Annotated in this window: 14 protein-coding genes and 1 tRNA gene; 7 read left to right on the top strand and 8 right to left on the bottom strand. The window is 55.8% G+C overall.

From position 1 onward, the window contains the following. Positions 1–73: 73 nt before the first annotated feature. On the bottom strand, positions 74–1,012 hold the full coding sequence (locus JIN87_RS26695; RefSeq protein WP_200359545.1) for a hypothetical protein: 939 nt from the start codon (positions 1,010–1,012) through the stop codon (positions 74–76). Between the two features lie 46 nt (positions 1,013–1,058). Between JIN87_RS26695 and coaBC the strand changes: the two genes are divergently transcribed. Further along, a complete protein-coding gene (gene coaBC, locus JIN87_RS26690) occupies positions 1,059–2,306 on the top strand; it encodes a bifunctional phosphopantothenoylcysteine decarboxylase/phosphopantothenate--cysteine ligase CoaBC (RefSeq protein ID WP_200359543.1) in 1,248 nt (415 codons plus the stop codon). 32 nt (positions 2,307–2,338) lie between these two features. Here coaBC and JIN87_RS26685 read toward each other — a convergent pair whose 3' ends face one another. The 3 genes from JIN87_RS26685 to cysE form a co-directional block, all read right to left on the bottom strand. Then, positions 2,339–3,073, bottom strand: a complete 735-nt coding sequence (locus JIN87_RS26685; RefSeq protein ID WP_200359541.1) for a hypothetical protein — start codon at positions 3,071–3,073, stop codon at positions 2,339–2,341. Positions 3,074–3,085: 12 nt separating this feature from the next. Next, on the bottom strand, positions 3,086–4,180 hold the full coding sequence (gene aroC / locus JIN87_RS26680) for a chorismate synthase (protein ID WP_200359538.1): 1,095 nt from the start codon (positions 4,178–4,180) through the stop codon (positions 3,086–3,088). Positions 4,181–4,294: 114 nt separating this feature from the next. Beyond that, on the bottom strand, positions 4,295–5,116 hold the full coding sequence (gene cysE, locus JIN87_RS26675) for a serine O-acetyltransferase (RefSeq protein ID WP_200359529.1): 822 nt from the start codon (positions 5,114–5,116) through the stop codon (positions 4,295–4,297). Positions 5,117–5,367: 251 nt separating this feature from the next. Here cysE and JIN87_RS26670 point away from each other — a divergent pair, with 251 nt between their 5' ends. Beyond that, positions 5,368–6,414, top strand: coding sequence for a DUF481 domain-containing protein (locus JIN87_RS26670; protein ID WP_200359527.1), 1,047 nt, complete (start codon positions 5,368–5,370; stop codon positions 6,412–6,414). Between the two features lie 93 nt (positions 6,415–6,507). Here JIN87_RS26670 and JIN87_RS26665 read toward each other — a convergent pair whose 3' ends face one another. From JIN87_RS26665 to JIN87_RS26655, 3 genes are read right to left on the bottom strand one after another with little or no spacing between them, the layout of a single operon-like run. Continuing rightward, positions 6,508–7,602, bottom strand: a complete 1,095-nt coding sequence (locus tag JIN87_RS26665) for a DNA glycosylase AlkZ-like family protein (RefSeq protein ID WP_200359525.1) — start codon at positions 7,600–7,602, stop codon at positions 6,508–6,510. A 21-nt stretch (positions 7,603–7,623) separates the two neighbouring features. Then, entirely contained in the window at positions 7,624–9,846 is a 2,223-nt protein-coding gene (gene feoB / locus JIN87_RS26660) for a ferrous iron transport protein B (RefSeq protein WP_325176415.1), read from the bottom strand. A 23-nt stretch (positions 9,847–9,869) separates the two neighbouring features. Beyond that, positions 9,870–10,097 carry a FeoA family protein gene (locus JIN87_RS26655; protein WP_200359523.1) on the bottom strand — a complete coding sequence of 76 codons (228 nt, stop codon included), beginning with the start codon at positions 10,095–10,097 and terminating at the stop codon, positions 9,870–9,872. Between the two features lie 87 nt (positions 10,098–10,184). On the opposite strand from JIN87_RS26655, the gene JIN87_RS26650 reads away from it, so the two are divergent. From JIN87_RS26650 to JIN87_RS26630, 5 genes are all read left to right on the top strand, one after another. Then, on the top strand, positions 10,185–10,358 hold the full coding sequence (locus JIN87_RS26650) for a hypothetical protein (protein ID WP_200359521.1): 174 nt from the start codon (positions 10,185–10,187) through the stop codon (positions 10,356–10,358). Positions 10,359–10,573: 215 nt separating this feature from the next. Next, positions 10,574–13,111, top strand: a complete 2,538-nt coding sequence (locus JIN87_RS26645) for a glycoside hydrolase family 9 protein (RefSeq protein WP_200359519.1) — start codon at positions 10,574–10,576, stop codon at positions 13,109–13,111. Between the two features lie 124 nt (positions 13,112–13,235). Further along, positions 13,236–13,320 (top strand) — tRNA-Leu (locus JIN87_RS26640). A 54-nt stretch (positions 13,321–13,374) separates the two neighbouring features. After that, complete coding sequence (locus JIN87_RS26635) at positions 13,375–14,694, top strand: tyrosine-type recombinase/integrase (RefSeq protein WP_200359517.1); 1,320 nt, start codon at positions 13,375–13,377, stop codon at positions 14,692–14,694. A gap of 69 nt (positions 14,695–14,763) precedes the next feature. Beyond that, the gene (locus JIN87_RS26630; protein ID WP_200359515.1) at positions 14,764–15,147 is read left to right on the top strand and encodes a hypothetical protein; all 384 of its coding nucleotides are present in this window, start codon (positions 14,764–14,766) and stop codon (positions 15,145–15,147) included. On the opposite strand, the gene JIN87_RS26625 is transcribed toward JIN87_RS26630, so the two are convergent. Next, positions 15,144–15,707, bottom strand: coding sequence for a hypothetical protein (locus tag JIN87_RS26625; protein ID WP_200359513.1), 564 nt, complete (start codon positions 15,705–15,707; stop codon positions 15,144–15,146). The genes JIN87_RS26630 and JIN87_RS26625 overlap by 4 nt on opposite strands. Positions 15,708–15,952 lie beyond the last annotated feature (245 nt).

Genomic DNA, 15,952 nt, shown 5'->3' with positions numbered 1-15,952 from the left:
GTCGAACGTTCGACATGAAACTGCGCAAACCGATCTCCAGCGATGCCTGCCACGGATCAGCCTCTCGGCATCCTCAAATCTCCAGGAAACACTCGCCGCGGGCCACTCGCCGACCGTTCGACAGAGCCGTTCGCAAAGACGAGGCGTTTCGCCGGTCGATCAGGCCCCAAACGAAGTCACCCGGGTCACAGCATTGCTCGACAAATAACAACTGAGCTCCCTTGCCCAGCCCCATGCCCCGCCATTTCTTCGCCAGCAGAATCTCCACAAAGTAGATGCCCTCATTCCCCAAAAACGGCGTTCGCTCAGCCGCAACAAGCCCAGCGAGCTCGCCATCGATTTGAACCAACTTCAGCAGACCATCCTTACGACACGCCCGCATAAGCTCCAAATCATTCTTATGCACCCAATCCTTAAGCCCCGGGTTCTCGGCATGAAAGGCATCGTAAGTCGCCTCATACCACAAAAAGTAGCTCTCATCCTCCGCATCCACCAGGGATAGTCTTCCCTCCTGCGGTTTCCCTCTAGCGACCGCCTTCAGCATCGCGCCCGCCTTTCCCACAAGACAAAGCGATCCCCCCGCCTCGCTCCCCTCTCCAGAGTGCGAATAGACCTGGATCCACTTCGGCCGCAAGCGTTCAAACAACCCCGCCAAGCTCTCCCGATACAAAGCCCTCGCTTCCTCCAAGGAGCCAAACTGAAAATTCGGCACTAGCTGCACGAAAGGCTTCGAAAGATTCATCCCCAAGTGCCTGATCCCGCAAATGACTGCTCGCTCGCCACCGATCGGCACCAGCCATTCCGAAAAATCCTCCAGGCTCGTCCCCTCGATCCCACAATTTCGCCACCGGCGCTCCAACACATCCACCTCGCTCAACTCCCCAAAATCCTCCGCGATCTCATGACGCAACGCCCTCAAAGCCACCGCCTCATCCAACCCCAGCCCACGGTAGTCATAGCTCTCCAACGCAGCCCGAGCGAACGAATCCAAAATGTCATCAGCCAACTCCACGCCCCAAGCCTAGTCCCTCTTCACCAAGGGTCTACACCAAACAGCCTTGTCCTCTCCCCCCATTTCCTACTTCATCCCCCATACTTCAACTTTCAGTACCGTGCTCTCCGGAAAACGAATCACACTCATTGTCACAGGCAGCATCGCCGCTTACAAAGCGCTCGAACTCATTCGGCTGCTCACTAAGGCCGGAGCTGAAGTCGAAGGCATCCTTACAAAAAGCGCCACTGCCTTCATCACCCCACTCTCCGTCGAAGCCCTCACAGGCAAGCGAGCCCATACCGAAATGTGGGACGACCACTCCTACGACATGAACCACATCGAGCTCTCCCGCCGAGCCGATCTCATCGTCATCGCCCCCGCCACCGCGAATACCATCGCCAAACTCGCCAACGGCATCGGAGACGACCTCGCCTCCACCATCCTCCTGGCGAAAAACAAGCCCATCCTCCTTGCTCCTGGCATGAACACCGAGATGTGGGAAAACTCCGCCTTCAAGCGAAACCTCGCCCAAATCCAAGCCGACGGAGCCACTATCGTCCCCCCACAAACCGACGTCCTCGCCTGTGGCGAACACGGCATCGGCAAAATGGCGGAGCCGACAACGATCTTCGAAGCCATCGAAGATCACTTCCGCTCTAGCGAAGAGCTCTCCTCCAAAAAAGCCATCGTCACCGCTGGCGGCACCATCGAACGTATCGACTCCGTCCGCTACCTCAGCAATTTCTCATCCGGCAAACAAGGCAACGCGATCGCCCTCTCCCTCGCCAAATCGGGAGCTCAGGTCACCCTCGTAGCCGGCAACACCAAAGACGCTCCGCCGCAACACCCGAACATCTCCTTGGTCTCCGTGGAGTCCGCGGTTGAAATGAAAGAAGCCGTCCATTCCGCCCTCCCTGCCGACATCTTCGTCGGCTGCGCAGCAGTATGCGATTTCCGTGTATCCAACCAGTCAGACAAAAAACTCAAAAAGGAAGGCGGTCTGGATCTTCAATTCGAAGAAAATCCCGACATAGCCCAAAGCATAGGAAAACTAGCCGGAAACGACCGCCCCAAGCTCGTCATCGGCTTCGCCGCCGAAACCGACAATCTTATAGAATACGCTCAGAAGAAGCTCGAATCCAAAGGCTGCGACCTCATCGTCGCCAACGACGTAAGCAACGGAGCCGTATTTGGCCAAACAAGCAACTCAGCCCACTTCGTCACCAAAGACTCGGTACAGTCTCTCGACACTCTCCCAAAATCTGAAGTCGCCAACAAGATCGTCGACTGGATCGCGGAGCGAATCGATTAGGAGGGCAACGCTCTGTAGTTGCCCAAATCCCCCTACAAAAACTCCGAAATATCCGGCAACTCCAATGCTCGACGACCGCCGGAAGCGCGCTTGAGAAAACGATCCTTCGTCACATCCCCGGCGATGTCCTCCTCGAGCTCTTCTTCCTCTTCCTCATCGTCGAAGTACTCCGGCTCGTCAAAGATTCTGGTAATCCGCCTCGGCTGCGTATCGAGCACCAGAGAAGGATTAGAAACGCGCCCCTTCTTCACGTACTCCCAAAGGCACGGATAACACTCCTCCTCAAAGCGATCGAGAAAGGCCTTCATTTCCTTATTCGCCACTTTCTCGCGACGAGCGAGCAAAACGATATCCGAGAAGTGAATACAGCACTCAAACCACTCGAACGCCACCTTTTGACGCACCGCTAAGTCGCAATTCAACACCGTGACCACTCGCCCCAGTTCGCAACCGCTCTCCGGTAGCCACCCGTGAAAAGCCTCCACCAAATCCGTCGGATCGCTTAGCCCATCGGCCACCAGAAAAACCAAATCGAGGCTCTCATCGATCTCGATGTCCAGCGCACCATCCTCGATCTTCCAAGTCGCGACCTTCGTCTCCCGATGCTTTACTTGAAAGTCCGACTCAACATCAACCGCGTCCCCAGCAAAATGATACAAGACAGAACGCTCTTCCTTTTCCGTTCCAAACTCAATCAAGTCAGCCAAAACGCGAAACTGATCCGAGCCCTTACAGCCTAGAAAAAGATAAACAACCGGCTTAGACATTGCGTCAAAAAATTAGCCTTCGAACGTAAACAAACGGTTCTGCGCATGCTGACGCATCATGTGATCCACGATCACCAGATTCGCCATCGCTTCCACGATCGGGATCGCACGCGGCACAACGCAAGGGTCGTGGCGGCCACGCCCCATCAACGTCGTCTCCTGTCCTTCAAGGTCCACAGTAGCCTGCTCCTGCAAAATCGTAGCTGTAGGCTTGAAGGCAATACGGAAGACAACATCTTCACCGTTGGTGATACCACCTTGTACGCCACCTGACAAATTCGTCTTGGTACGCACCTGGCCATCACGGTTTTCAAACAAGTCATTGTGCTCGGAACCTTTTAGCAGCGTGCCTTCAAATCCGCTGCCAACTTCGAAGCCCTTCGTCGCGGGAAGCGAGAGCATCGCCTTAGCCAAGTCCGCCTCGAAACGATCAAACACCGGTTCGCCAAGTCCGACCGGCAAGTTGCGTATCCGACATTCAACCACGCCACCCACAGAATCGCCATTGGAACGGGCTTCCTTAATGCGCTCGACCATCGCTTCCGCAGTCGAAGCATCCGGACAACGCACGATGTTCGCCTCGATCGCATCCTCAGAAATCTCCGCCCCCTCAGGCATGGAGATATCATGGATCCGAGAAACGTACGCCAAGGTCTCTACCTGCGTATTCAGCTTGAGGATCTTCTTCGCGATCGCTCCCGCCGCCACGCGGCCAATCGTCTCGCGAGCCGAGGAACGACCTCCACCTTCAGGATTCCGGTGCCCGTACTTCGTCTGGTAAGTGTAGTCCGCGTGAGAAGGGCGAAACTTCTCCTTCATCTCGGAGTAGGCTCCGGGACGCGCGTCCTTGTTGAAAACCAACATGGAAATCGGCGTGCCCGTGGTCTTGCCTTCGTAGACGCCCGAGAGGATCTGCACCTGGTCCGCCTCCTTCCGGGGCGTGGTGATCTCGCTCTGGCCGGGACGACGGCGATCGAGCTCAGGCTGGATGTCCTCTTCGCTCAGAGGCAGGTTTGGCGGACACCCGTCGATGACGACACCCACGCCGCCACCATGGCTTTCACCCCAGGTGCTGATAGTAAATAGCTTGCCGAAAACGTTAGGCATGGGCGCGACAGTACGAAGGACCCCTCACGAATCAAGTCGCGATACGAGGCAATTCTCAGGGCAGCTTCTATCGGCCCCGACAGGGGCAACCCCATCAAAAGCCCAGCTCCTACCCTAAACCTGATAATCCAGCTGGATTTCGCCCAGCTCGCCCGCGTCGATTTCCTGGTTCATGCCCAAAGCCGGAACACTTTCCTTGCAAGCGCCGATATTCTTCGCCGGCACGCCCACCGCGGTGCAATGAGCGGGCACTGGCTTCAGCACGACACTGCCCGCGCCGATCTTTGCCCCCTCGCCGATCTTGATGTTACCCAACACCTTAGCACCTGCAGCGATCAATACACCATCCCCAATTTTCGGGTGGCGATCCCCTTGCTCCTTGCCGGTACCGCCAAGCGTTACGTCTTGCAAAATCGAAACATTGTCGCCCACAACCGCAGTCTCTCCGATCACGATTCCCGTTCCATGGTCGATCAGGATTCCGCTGCCAATTCGAGCAGCCGGATGCACGTCCATCGCAAAGACCTTGGAAATCAAGCTCTGCAGGTAGAGGGCGAGCGACTGGCGGTTGTCATTCCAAAGGTGATTGGCAAACCGGTAGGCGGTCAGAGCGCTGAAACCTTTGAAAAACAGAAAGGGAGACAGGTATCCGTTGGCCGCCGGATCGCGATCGCGCACCGCCTTCAGGTCGACCCGCACCGTCTCCCGGAGCTGCTCATCCGTGTCGAAAATCTCCAAGAAAAGATCACGCAGCGTGATGCTCGGCAAGATTTCGTCCTTCAGCTTCGTCGCCAAAGTATAGCTCATCGCCGCTTCGAGCGACTTTTGCCCAAGGATCGTCTCCTGGAGATAGGCCACCAACAAGCGCTCGGTGCTAGCAGCTGCTTCCGCCTCGTCGCGCAGGGTGTTCCAAATCGATTCAAGTTGCTCTGTCATAACGGCCTTTCCCAGTTGGAAACGCGGACAGTAGGAGTCGGACTGCACCGCGCCAAACGAATTTTCCCGCACGCAAGCCCACAAAACCCAAAATACCTCTATAAACTAAGCGGCGCACCTAAGTTTTAGGTTAGGAGATTCACCCCAGACAAAGCTGGCCTTCTAACTGCTTCATATCCTCAATCTATTACTGGACTTTTACAGATTAGACCTTTGTTTCAGCCCACTTACTACACGAAACCAACTACATTATGAAACTGATCCAAGTTCTCAGCGTAGCCGCGGCACTCCTCGTTAGCGCCGCTTCAGCAGACGTAATCGTCACTAAAGGTGGCTCCACCATCAACGGGAAGATTCTCGGCGTCGATGGCGGCAAGATCAAGGTAGCGACCGACTTCGCCGGCGAAATCACCATCGACCAAAGCAAAGTCGCCTCCCTCACCACCGACGAGCCGATCTACCTCACGCTCGAAGACGGGACCACACACCTCGGTCCAGTCTCCTCAACCGAAACCTCCCTCTCCGTCGCCTCCTCCACCGGACAAGCGAACACCACTATCGACTCCGTCACGGAAGTTTGGATGCCAGGAGAAAAGAGCCCGACCACTCTCCGCAACGAAGCAGCCCTCGCCGACCTAAAACGTAAATGGGCCTACGAAGCGACCTTCGACCTGACAGGCAAGACAGGTAATAGCGAGTCCAACGGCCTCGGCACTTCATTCCGAGCCACCCTCCAAGGTCCTGACGATCGCCTCCAGTTCTTCGCTCGGGCCAACTACGAGGAAACCGACGACGCCAAAAGCGCCGACGACGCTCGCGGCGGTGTCGACTATACCAACCGAATTGGCACAAAGTACAACTGGTACGTCCGCACCGAGCTCGGCTACGACGACATCAAGGACATCGAGCAAATGTACACCGTAGCCGCCGGTTTCGGATACATCTTCTCCGAAACAGAAAAAAGAAACCTCGGTGTTCGCGGTGGTTTCGGTTACCTCTACGAATCCTACGACGGCGATCGCGACGCAACCAGCTCCGCCTCCATGGACCTTGGCCTCAACCACAAGGAAACTCTCAAGTGGGGAACCTGGATCAACCGCGCCACCTTTACGCCAACCATCGAGGACTTCGGCAACTTCCGCTTCGACCTCGACTCCAGCGTAGACCTCCCGCTCAAGGCCGAGGGCTGGTCCATCCGCTCCGGCGTGAACTTCGCTTACGACAGCGAAGCAGACGTCAGCGACAAGGAAGAGCTCGATACCACCTACTACATCCGTATGCTTCTCAAGTGGAAATAATCCCACTCACATAAAACAGATTTTCCCAAGCCGCGTCCCTTCAGGGTCGCGGCTTTTTCGTATTCCAAGGAGGGCTACGCTCCGTCGTAGCCGCTACAACCGAATCTCCCAACAGCCCTTGCCCAATCCCAAAAACATCGCCATCGCCTCGACCTCACGCTCCGCAGCCTTCCGAAAAACCTTCGTCCTCGGAGAGCTCCCCACGTATCCAAATTCCACCTTCAACCGCTCATCCTCCACTTTAGCGTTGGCCCAACCGACTACCTCGTCCCGCCAAAGCAACGGCATCGCATAGTAGCCACGCATCCGCTTCTTCGCCGGCACATAAGCCTCAAATCGATACTCCCATCCAAACACCTGCTCGAAGCGCTCCCGATCTCGCACCAACGGATCGAAGGGAGCCAAAATCCTTACCCGATCAGAAACCTCAAGGCTTCCCCAACTCTCCGCCACCCAAAGGTACTCTATCCCATCAACGCTCAGCCAAGACAAGGCCCCCTCTCCGACCAATCGATCTACCAGCTCATCACGCTCCCTCCGCTTCGGCATCAGATGATTTAGAAAGCGAATCTCCGAAAGCAAAAAACGCTTCGAAACCGGCCCGAAAACATGAGCCGTCGTTTCCAGCAACGCACGATACTTCACAGCCGGATCAACATCGCTCCACGCTTCCTCGATCACCGCGTAGATACGATTCCCCTTCTCCCTTCGGCTCACTCGCAGATACCCCTCGTCGTGCAAGTCCTCGAGGATCCGCTTAGACTCCCGTGAAGTCCCACCCCAATAGTTCCTAACCGAACGCTTGCCAAACAAGTCGTCCAAGTCCCGCGAGCGAACATCTCCCATCTCCTCCACCGCAGCGAGCACATCCCTCTTTCGCTGGCTAAGCTTTCCACTGGGCTGACTCCGAAGATGCCGCCACACCTCCCTCGGCATAAAACCGTATGCGAAAAGATACCCCTCTTCCGCCTCTAGCTTCGGAAATTCCTCCTCCAGCTGCCCCGCCACATAACCATCCACCCGCTGCCTTAAAATCAGATCCTGAGCACGGGCCGGCGAACGGATCGGGTCCGCTTGCACGAAACGCAAACCGTCAATCCCATCCCTCAAACTCGGATATCGAGGAAACGAACCAGCGACCAATCGTCTCCTAAACTCCTTTCGTCCCAGTTTCTCAACTACAGCCATTCAAAGCAACACGAACGATGGTCACAAAAGACTGCCGACCTGATAGACGATAATCGCCGCAACCCAAGCCAAGCTGGTCATAAACACGAAAGAAAAAACACCGTACTTCCAGCTCGTCTCCTGAGAGATCACCGCCACCGTCGCTCCACACTGTTGGCAAAGAGCGAAGAAAACCATAATCGAGAACGCCACCGGAATCGTGAAGATCGGCTGCCCCTTCCTCTCCCCTTCCGGCCAAGTCTGATTCGCCATCATCTCCCTCAAGTCATGGCTTTCCTCATCCGTATCCCCGCCCAAGCTGTAAATAATCCCAAGCGTCGAAATAATCACCTCACGAGCCGGAAAACTCGCCACTACTCCAACCGTGATTTTCCAGTCAAAACCAGCCCAGGCAAACGCAGGCTGCAAGGTCTTGCCGATACGGCCCATGTAGCTCTGCTCCACGAACACCGAGTCGATCTTACGCTCCAAAGCCGCTGCGGATTCCTCGTCCTCCTCCAGCAACTGCACAACTTCCGAACGCTCGACACCCATCTCCGCCGCAGCAGCAGCGACAAACTCATTGGTCACCTGCTCAGCCAGCTCCTCGCTTCTCGGGAAATACAGCAAAGCCCAGATCACTATTGTGATCGCAAAGATGACCGTACCCGCGTTCTTCACGAACTCTTTGCCCTGCGTGTACATGCGCATAAAGACGTCCCGCACCTTAGGAACTTGATAGGAAGGCATCTCCAAAACAAACGGTTGTGGTGGGATCTTCAATACGAAGCGATTCGCGACATAAACAAAAGGCATCGCCACCAGCAGCCCCACGAAATGCATCGCAAACAATGAAGCTCCTGCGACCGCCGCTCCATAATGCGGCTCGATAAACGCCCCAATCAACAGCACGTAAACCGGCAAACGCGCCGAACAGCTCATAAACGGAGCCAGCAAGATCGTTATCATCCGAGCCCGTGGATCCTGAATCGTGCGAGCAGCCATCACTCCTGGAATCGCGCACGCATAGCTCGAGAGCAAAGGCACAAAACTCTTTCCCGACAAGCCACACCAGCTAAACAGCTTATCCATCAAAAACGCTGCTCTCGCCATGTATCCAGTATCCTCCAACAAGGCGATAAAGAAGAAGAGAATCAAGATCTGAGGCAGGAAGATAAAGACAGCGCCCACGCCTTCCACAACCCCGTCCGTTGCCAGACTTTCCAGCATCGGCCATGGTTCTAGCCAACCAGCAATGTGATCCTGGATCCATCCCTTCGCCCCATCTATAATGTCCATTGGAAACCCTGCCCAGCTGTAGACCGACTGGAAAACCACGTACATCAACCCCAGAAACGCAAACAAGCCCCAGACTCGATGCGTCAAAATCGAATCAATCGATTCACTACCGCTCACGGAACCCGCAGCATCAGACGTGACACTACTGGCAACCCTGTCCTTGATATACTGATACAGCAGAACAGTCTCTGCATTCCCAGGATTTAGCCCCCCCTTAAACAGCCCCTTGCGTCCCGCTTCGATCGCTTTTCCTGCCTGTTCTTCGCTCGCCCCCAGACGGATCAAAAAACTGCGATCCTCGTCAAAGACGCTCCGATGCAATACCGAGCTCGACACCTTCGCCCGCAGCGGCTTTGGCAAGGTTTCGCGAGCCATCACCAAAGCGCTCTCGACCGACTCCGGCCACTCGACCTCGTTCATATGAGGCTTCGAAACCAACGCGCCCGCCACAGCCTCCTTAAGTTGCGTGATTCCTTCCGCTCTCGCAGCAGAAACCGGCACCACCGGCACGCCAAGCGTTTTGCTCAAAGCCTCAACATCGATCTTGATGTTCTTCCGACGCGCCGAATCCCAGTGGTTAACCGCAACCACCATCGGGATCCCCAGCTGAGCCGTCTGGCAGGCCAAAAACAAATTACGTTGCAAATTAGTCGCGTCCAGAATGTACAACACCAGGTCCGGACGCTCCACCGACTCCATCTCCCCTAGCAACGCATCCACCACCACACGCTCATCCGGCGAATCCGCCGCCAAGCTGTAGGTACCCGGCAAGTCGATGATCTCAGCCACATTCTTGCCGTAGATCATGCGCCCAGTCTTACGCTGAACCGTCACCCCAGGATAGTTGCCCACCTTTTGGCGCAGCCCCGTGAGGCAGTTAAAAAGAGTGCTCTTACCCGTGTTCGGGTTACCAAGAAGAGCGATCCGAGCCACGCCGGCCCCTGTCGCGATCGTTTCCGCTGCCACTGCTATTCCGTATCCTGCGAAACCTAAACGGCTTGCACGGTTATTTGCGCCGCGTCCGCACGACGCAGGCTAAGATGCTTACCGTCTACCTCCAACGCGATCGGATCCCCCAGCGGAGCCGCCTTCACAAAACGAACCTCCGTCCCCGGCATCAAGCCCAACTCCATCAAACGGCGCGCCGCCGCAAAACGTGGCATGTAACAACTGATTCGAGCAGTCTGCCCCTGGGTAAGATCGTTTAACGTTTTCAAATTCGAGATTCGTTGAAAGATAAGGTTGCTTGTTGAGACCGAGTTTCAGTATCCATCATAAGGAAGTCAACTTGGATTTTTAAGCAAATGGACTCACTCCCAGAACTCGTCGTCGTCGGAACCATAGTCGCCGCAGCAGCGGCTTACCTAGTAGTAGGCTACCTCCGCAAACGAGCAAACAAGTCCAATGAATCCAGCCCATGCGGCAAAGGCGCCTGCGGCTGCTCCGCCACAAAACCAAGACGCCCCGCAAGTCGGTAGCAGCCGCCGTTCGCACGCGCGAGCAAAGTTGAAGACCTGTAGGTCGGGGCGTTGACCCGACATGGCCTGCCATAGTTCGCATGAGCGAGCAATGTTGAGCGCCCCCCCCCCACAACAACTCTATAGCAGGAGCGCCCACCCCCTTGCGAAGAGTCGCCCCGGTATCCCACCATCTAGCAAAACCTAGATCATCACCCCATACCTACCCCACCGAAATGAAGCTTCGCGCCCTCTCCGCGTTCGCCGCCGTCTGCGCATCCCCATACCTGCACGCCGCCAAAGTCGACCTCGTTAAAGTCGTCGACCGCGACTACCTCATGGTCCAGATCCTCGACGGCGTTGTCGAAATCATCGAGAAACCAGAAACCTACTCCTACTCTGAGGAAACCATCCTCTACAATCCCCCGCTCGATACCGCCCAAGCAGCGACTGCTTCGAACTGGACGCTCACCTCCAACGACGACGCCAACTACGACGCCTCCGGCCAAACCGCCTCCAACGCCTTCCGCCGTACCAAACTCAACGGCCTCGCCCAACGCGGGTGGAACACCTCCATCGCCGACTGGAACTTCGATACCACCTTTACCCACGTCCTCTTCCTCCAACTCCCCTCCCCCCTCCAGCAAGGCGCCAGCTATACCCTCGAAATCGCAGCCTCGACCGGCGCCGACGAGACGAACCACACCTTCACCTACGACATCTTTAGCTCCCCCACCGAAGCCATCCACATAAACCTCGCCGGCTACGACAACGGTCCAGGCATCAAAGCCGCCGACCTTTACCAGTGGCTCGGCGACGGCGGACACCGCGACTACTCCTCATTCGAAGGCAATACCGTCTACCTCCACAATGTGGATACACAAGAGAACCATGACGTCGGCCAAGTCTCCTTCTGGCAAGACAGCGGCTCCGACGCCGGCAACTGGAACTACACCCGCTCTCCCGTATGGAATATAGACTTCTCCGGATTCGACACCCCCGGCACCTACCGCCTCGCCGTAGAAGGTGTCGGCTGTAGCGAAGATTTCGCCATAGGCCCGCGTCCGCGCAAAGCCCCCTTCGATACCATGGTCCGAGGCTATTTCTTCATGCGCATCGGTCAAGAGCCAGCCGACAACGTACTCGGCACTCCACGACAGCCCCTTTACATTCCCGGCGAAGATCCAGACGACACGGTCGTCTACCTCACATCAATGAGTCCCGACCACCCCGATTGGGACACCTTCGCCAGCGGCGACAAATGGGACCGCAAAGACGAGTGGGCTGCCTACGTCCTCCCCGGCTCCCCCACCAACCCAAACTCACGCGGCGGCCACTCCGACGCCTACGACTGGGATCGCCACCTCGCCCACGTATCCAATATCTATGACATCCTCTTCCCGTACTTCCTCTCAGGAGGAATGCTCGACGATGACGACACCGGCATCGCCGAAAGCGGAAACGGAGTCCCCGACGCGATAGACGCCGCCCGCTACGAAGTCGATTTCTTCCTGTCTTTAAAAACCGAACACGGCTACGGCCACGGACTCAACAACCCCGACGGCAACAACGTCTTCTACCAAGCAGCCCCCACCGCCCACGCCGCCTGGGCAAACGCGGTCAACGCCGCGATGCTCGCCGATGCCTACCGCATAGCGGGACAGCGAGAACTCATGGCCTATTACCGCGATGCCGCCATCGAAGCGTTCGAATGGGCCGCCGCCATGGACGACCCGAAACTAGACACACAACTAAACGTATCCTCCCAACGACTACGAGGTCGCGATCTCCGCCTCACCGCCGCCGCCCACCTCTACAACCTCACCGGCGACACCGCTTACGAAGACTACTTCGCCACAGACAGCAATGTCCGCACGGCCTCGAACGCAAACCTCACCCACGAAAGCCACAACCAACTCTACGCCACCGTCGCCTACCTCACAACCCAACGCACAGTAAACTACCCCGAGATCCAAGCAAACATGCGCCAGGCGATCGCACGCGAAGCCAAATCCTTCGAAGCCGACAAGACGCTCACCCGCCCCACCCGCCGCGCCGCCGACGACGGCCCCTGCTGGTTCCAAACCGCCCAATACGTACAACGCTCCATCCTCGCCCACCACGTCAGCCAAGATCCCGTCGACAAAGCCCACTTCCTCGACGCCCTTCTCCTCGAAGCCGATTGGTCGCTCGGACGCAATCCCACCAACATGATCCAGATGACCACCGCCACCACCGCCCTCGCCGACAAACGCAGCGTGCAGATCTGCTATAGCACGGGCGTACGCGACGGCGTGCCCGGCATGCACCCAGGACACACCCCCTACATGAACATCGCCAACTGGGGAGGCCACATGCGCGGCAGCAACCCAACCTGGATGGCCGACCAATGCTATCCCGATTGGTCCGAGTGGCCCCACGCCGAAGCCCACTTCGAAACCAACCACATCTGGGCCAACGGAGAATTCACCCCCCGCCAAACCATGCGCGGCAAGTTCGCCCTCTACGCCTACCTCTACAATCTAGAAAAGCGACGCTCCACTCCCAGCAGCTTCACCCAAACTCCAAGTCCCAACGCAATTACGATCCAGTTTCAGAACCCCGAGGTCGATACCTCCGCCCCGGTTCCCGACCTCCTCCAATCCGAAGACCTGCAAACCTGGGCTCCAATCCAGTACGACGACTCCAGCTCTCAAACCCGTTCAACCTGGACGATCCCCCACCCCGAATCCGGATCACGCTTCTGGAAACTCGACGAGGAAAACACCAAGTAAGCTCCAACTGTAGGGCGGGGCGCCGACCCGCCATCCCTACACGAGTACAGCATTACATCCTCAAAACTTCCGACTTGCACGCCCGCTAGAAATCACTTTGTGTTTCGCCCTTCATTTACCAGATGCTCAGGTGGTGAAATTGGTAGACACGCTGTCTTCAGGCGGCAGTGCTTAACGGCATGGGGGTTCGAGTCCCCCCCTGAGCACCAGTCCATCAAGGACTTACGCTTGATTTTGCCAATTTGAATTGGCAAACTTGGATCATGTCCAACTCAAGCACCACTAAGACGCAGCCAAAGGAAAAGCAGCGCAAGGCGTACGGGAAATTCACCCGTCAGAAGATGAAACACCCCTCCGGCTCCGTGTATTGGAGAGTCTCCGGCACCATCAACGGGAAGCGTTACCGCAGGAATTTCCAAGACAAGAAAGAGGCCACTGAAGAGAAGCAACGTCTCGAAACAAAACGACTGGCCGCACAAGTTCAGGAGAAGCTCGTTGTCACCTCCCTAAGTCGAGAACAGTGCGAAGAAGCCAAGCTCGCCTTCAAACGCCTGGAAGGCCGCAAAAAGCCTCTCTCCTTCTACCTCGACTATGCCCTCGAACGCTACCGTGAGGCTGAATTCGAAATCAATGTCGAGACGGCAATCGAACGCTACATTCGCCACAAGGAAATCGAGCAGAGCCGCAACATGATCGCTGCGATTCAGCTTCGCCGCATCAAAGCTCAGATGAAAAAACTGAAGCTCGCCCACGGCAAACGGCTCATTGGCGAAATCGACGCGCCCATGGTCCGCGAGATCCTAGATGCCAAGTGGGGCAAGAAAGGCGACCAGCTCGTAAGTCCCAAGACCTACAACAACAAGCGCGGTTACATCAGCACCTTCTTCAAGTACTGCGTGCTTCAGGATTGGATCGTATTCAATCCGGTCGACAAAATCGCCACCTACACCGTAAAGGCCAAGAGAGGCTCCGCTGATACGATCACAGCCGCCCAAGCCGCAAAGCTCATGAAAGAGCTAGAAACGTACTCAGAACGCGGCGAACGTCCCGGCTTCCTCGTCCCCTACTTCGCCCTCTGTCTCTTTGCCGGCATTCGGCCTGATCCCCGCATCGGCGAGATCAGCCGCCTCAAAGCGGAACACATTCGCCTCGATACCGGAGTCATTCTCATCGAACCAGAAGTATCGAAGATCGACGAAAAACGCTCCATCAAGATCCAACCAAACCTGCGCCTCTGGCTTGAGAAGTACCCAATCGACGAATACGGATTGATCCACCGTCACATGGAGATTCACCGAGCGGCGATAAAAGAGAAACACAACCTTCCTCACAACGTCCTACGCCATACCTTCATTTCGATGACTGTGGCAGCCTTCAAATCAGTTGGAGACGCAGCTCTGCAAGCGGGCAACTCCGAACGCATCATCCGCAAACACTATCTCGATTTGAAAACCGAAGCCGAGGCAGATGCCTTCTGGAGAATCACGCCTGAGGGCACAGAGCTCCCCTCAAACTTCGTGAAAGTCGAAGGACGCTTCGAAGAGGCGAAGCCTCTCGAATCGGTAAAAGAAGAGTCCGCATAGCAATCGGAATCGGCGATGAAAAGGAAGCGTTCGAAACATCTCACCTTACTAATCCCAATAGGCACACTCTTGTTCCTGTCGGTATTTTGGTGGAGTGCTTCAGATATCAAAGAAAAGGGAACCGAAGAACGCGTTGTAATTACCGGCACTGAGAGTTTTGGAAAAAGCCGGTATTTCGTATTCTATCACAATACGCAGAGGAAAAACTTCACCCACAGCAGAAGACACAAGGTGGGAGATGAAATCCCTGTGATCATCCACGGTTACTCGGTCCTCGACGGAACTAAGTCGGACTCAACGTTAACTCTAACCATCAGGGACTTCGGCACATTGTATTTCTGGTGCGTATTCATAGGTTTGGTCATCGTACCACTCTTTATCTGGCTAAGCCACCTCCCCGACAAAGCGTTCGCCTGGATTCCAGCAATTGGCACGAAAAGGAAACTTCGCTAAGTAGTGAAACTCTCGAAATACACGATTTGCTTCTCCTCATCGATCCAAAGTGTCGTAGCACCGCCCCCGTCCCAATCTTTGCAGAAGACTTTATAATCGACGCCTTCCTCACCAGAGCACCAACTTGGCCTAGAATGACGACTCCTTAAGCTTCGGCACCCTGTTTCGACCTCTGGCAACCCCTGCTTTCGGATTATTTCTTCGACATCGCCATAAGACTCAAAGCGGAACCTGAAAAAACAGTAGGAATCTTCGAATCCTCCGCCGTAGTACCGTATCTCCCTGAACCTAGAAACCTCAGTTTCCGGAAACCAGCTTTCAAACGCGCCACGCGAGAATGTCGAGTCCTCGCTTGTATTCGCGTACCCTAGCGAAATATCGACTACGCCAAAAACAAACCCGACCGACAAAGCCAACATCCCCAAAGCCCCGTAGACCAATCGCACCCACCACTTCCATCTCTTTTTGATAAACAAAATAACGACATGACCCAGAAGCAGAACCGCAGCTGCCGGTAAACCGAACACAATCGAATAGTATTTAGCCTCAAATAGTGTCATTGAAAGAGAACTACGCTTCTAACCTGCCCACATAAACGCCTACCTCAAGAGGAATCGTACCCTGCACAAATTCACGATCCTTCCTCGATCAATCGTGAATCAGGCACTCAGTCTCCTTCTTGCTTCGCAAGCGGAGCATGAGCTCGCTTTAGTCGCCAACCCTAGGTTTCGCCCCTTCGGTTCTATCCCGTCAGATTGACGGCTTCGCGATTCCTTCGGATGCCCCTCCCCCCTACCCCCCTCCC

Origin of the sequence: Pelagicoccus mobilis (assembly GCF_016595505.1) — a bacterium.
In the GTDB taxonomy this organism is placed as follows: Bacteria; Verrucomicrobiota; Verrucomicrobiia; order Opitutales; family Opitutaceae; genus Pelagicoccus; species Pelagicoccus mobilis.
Note: the sequence above shows the minus strand (reverse complement) of the source record. Positions and strands in the feature narration are given on the sequence as shown.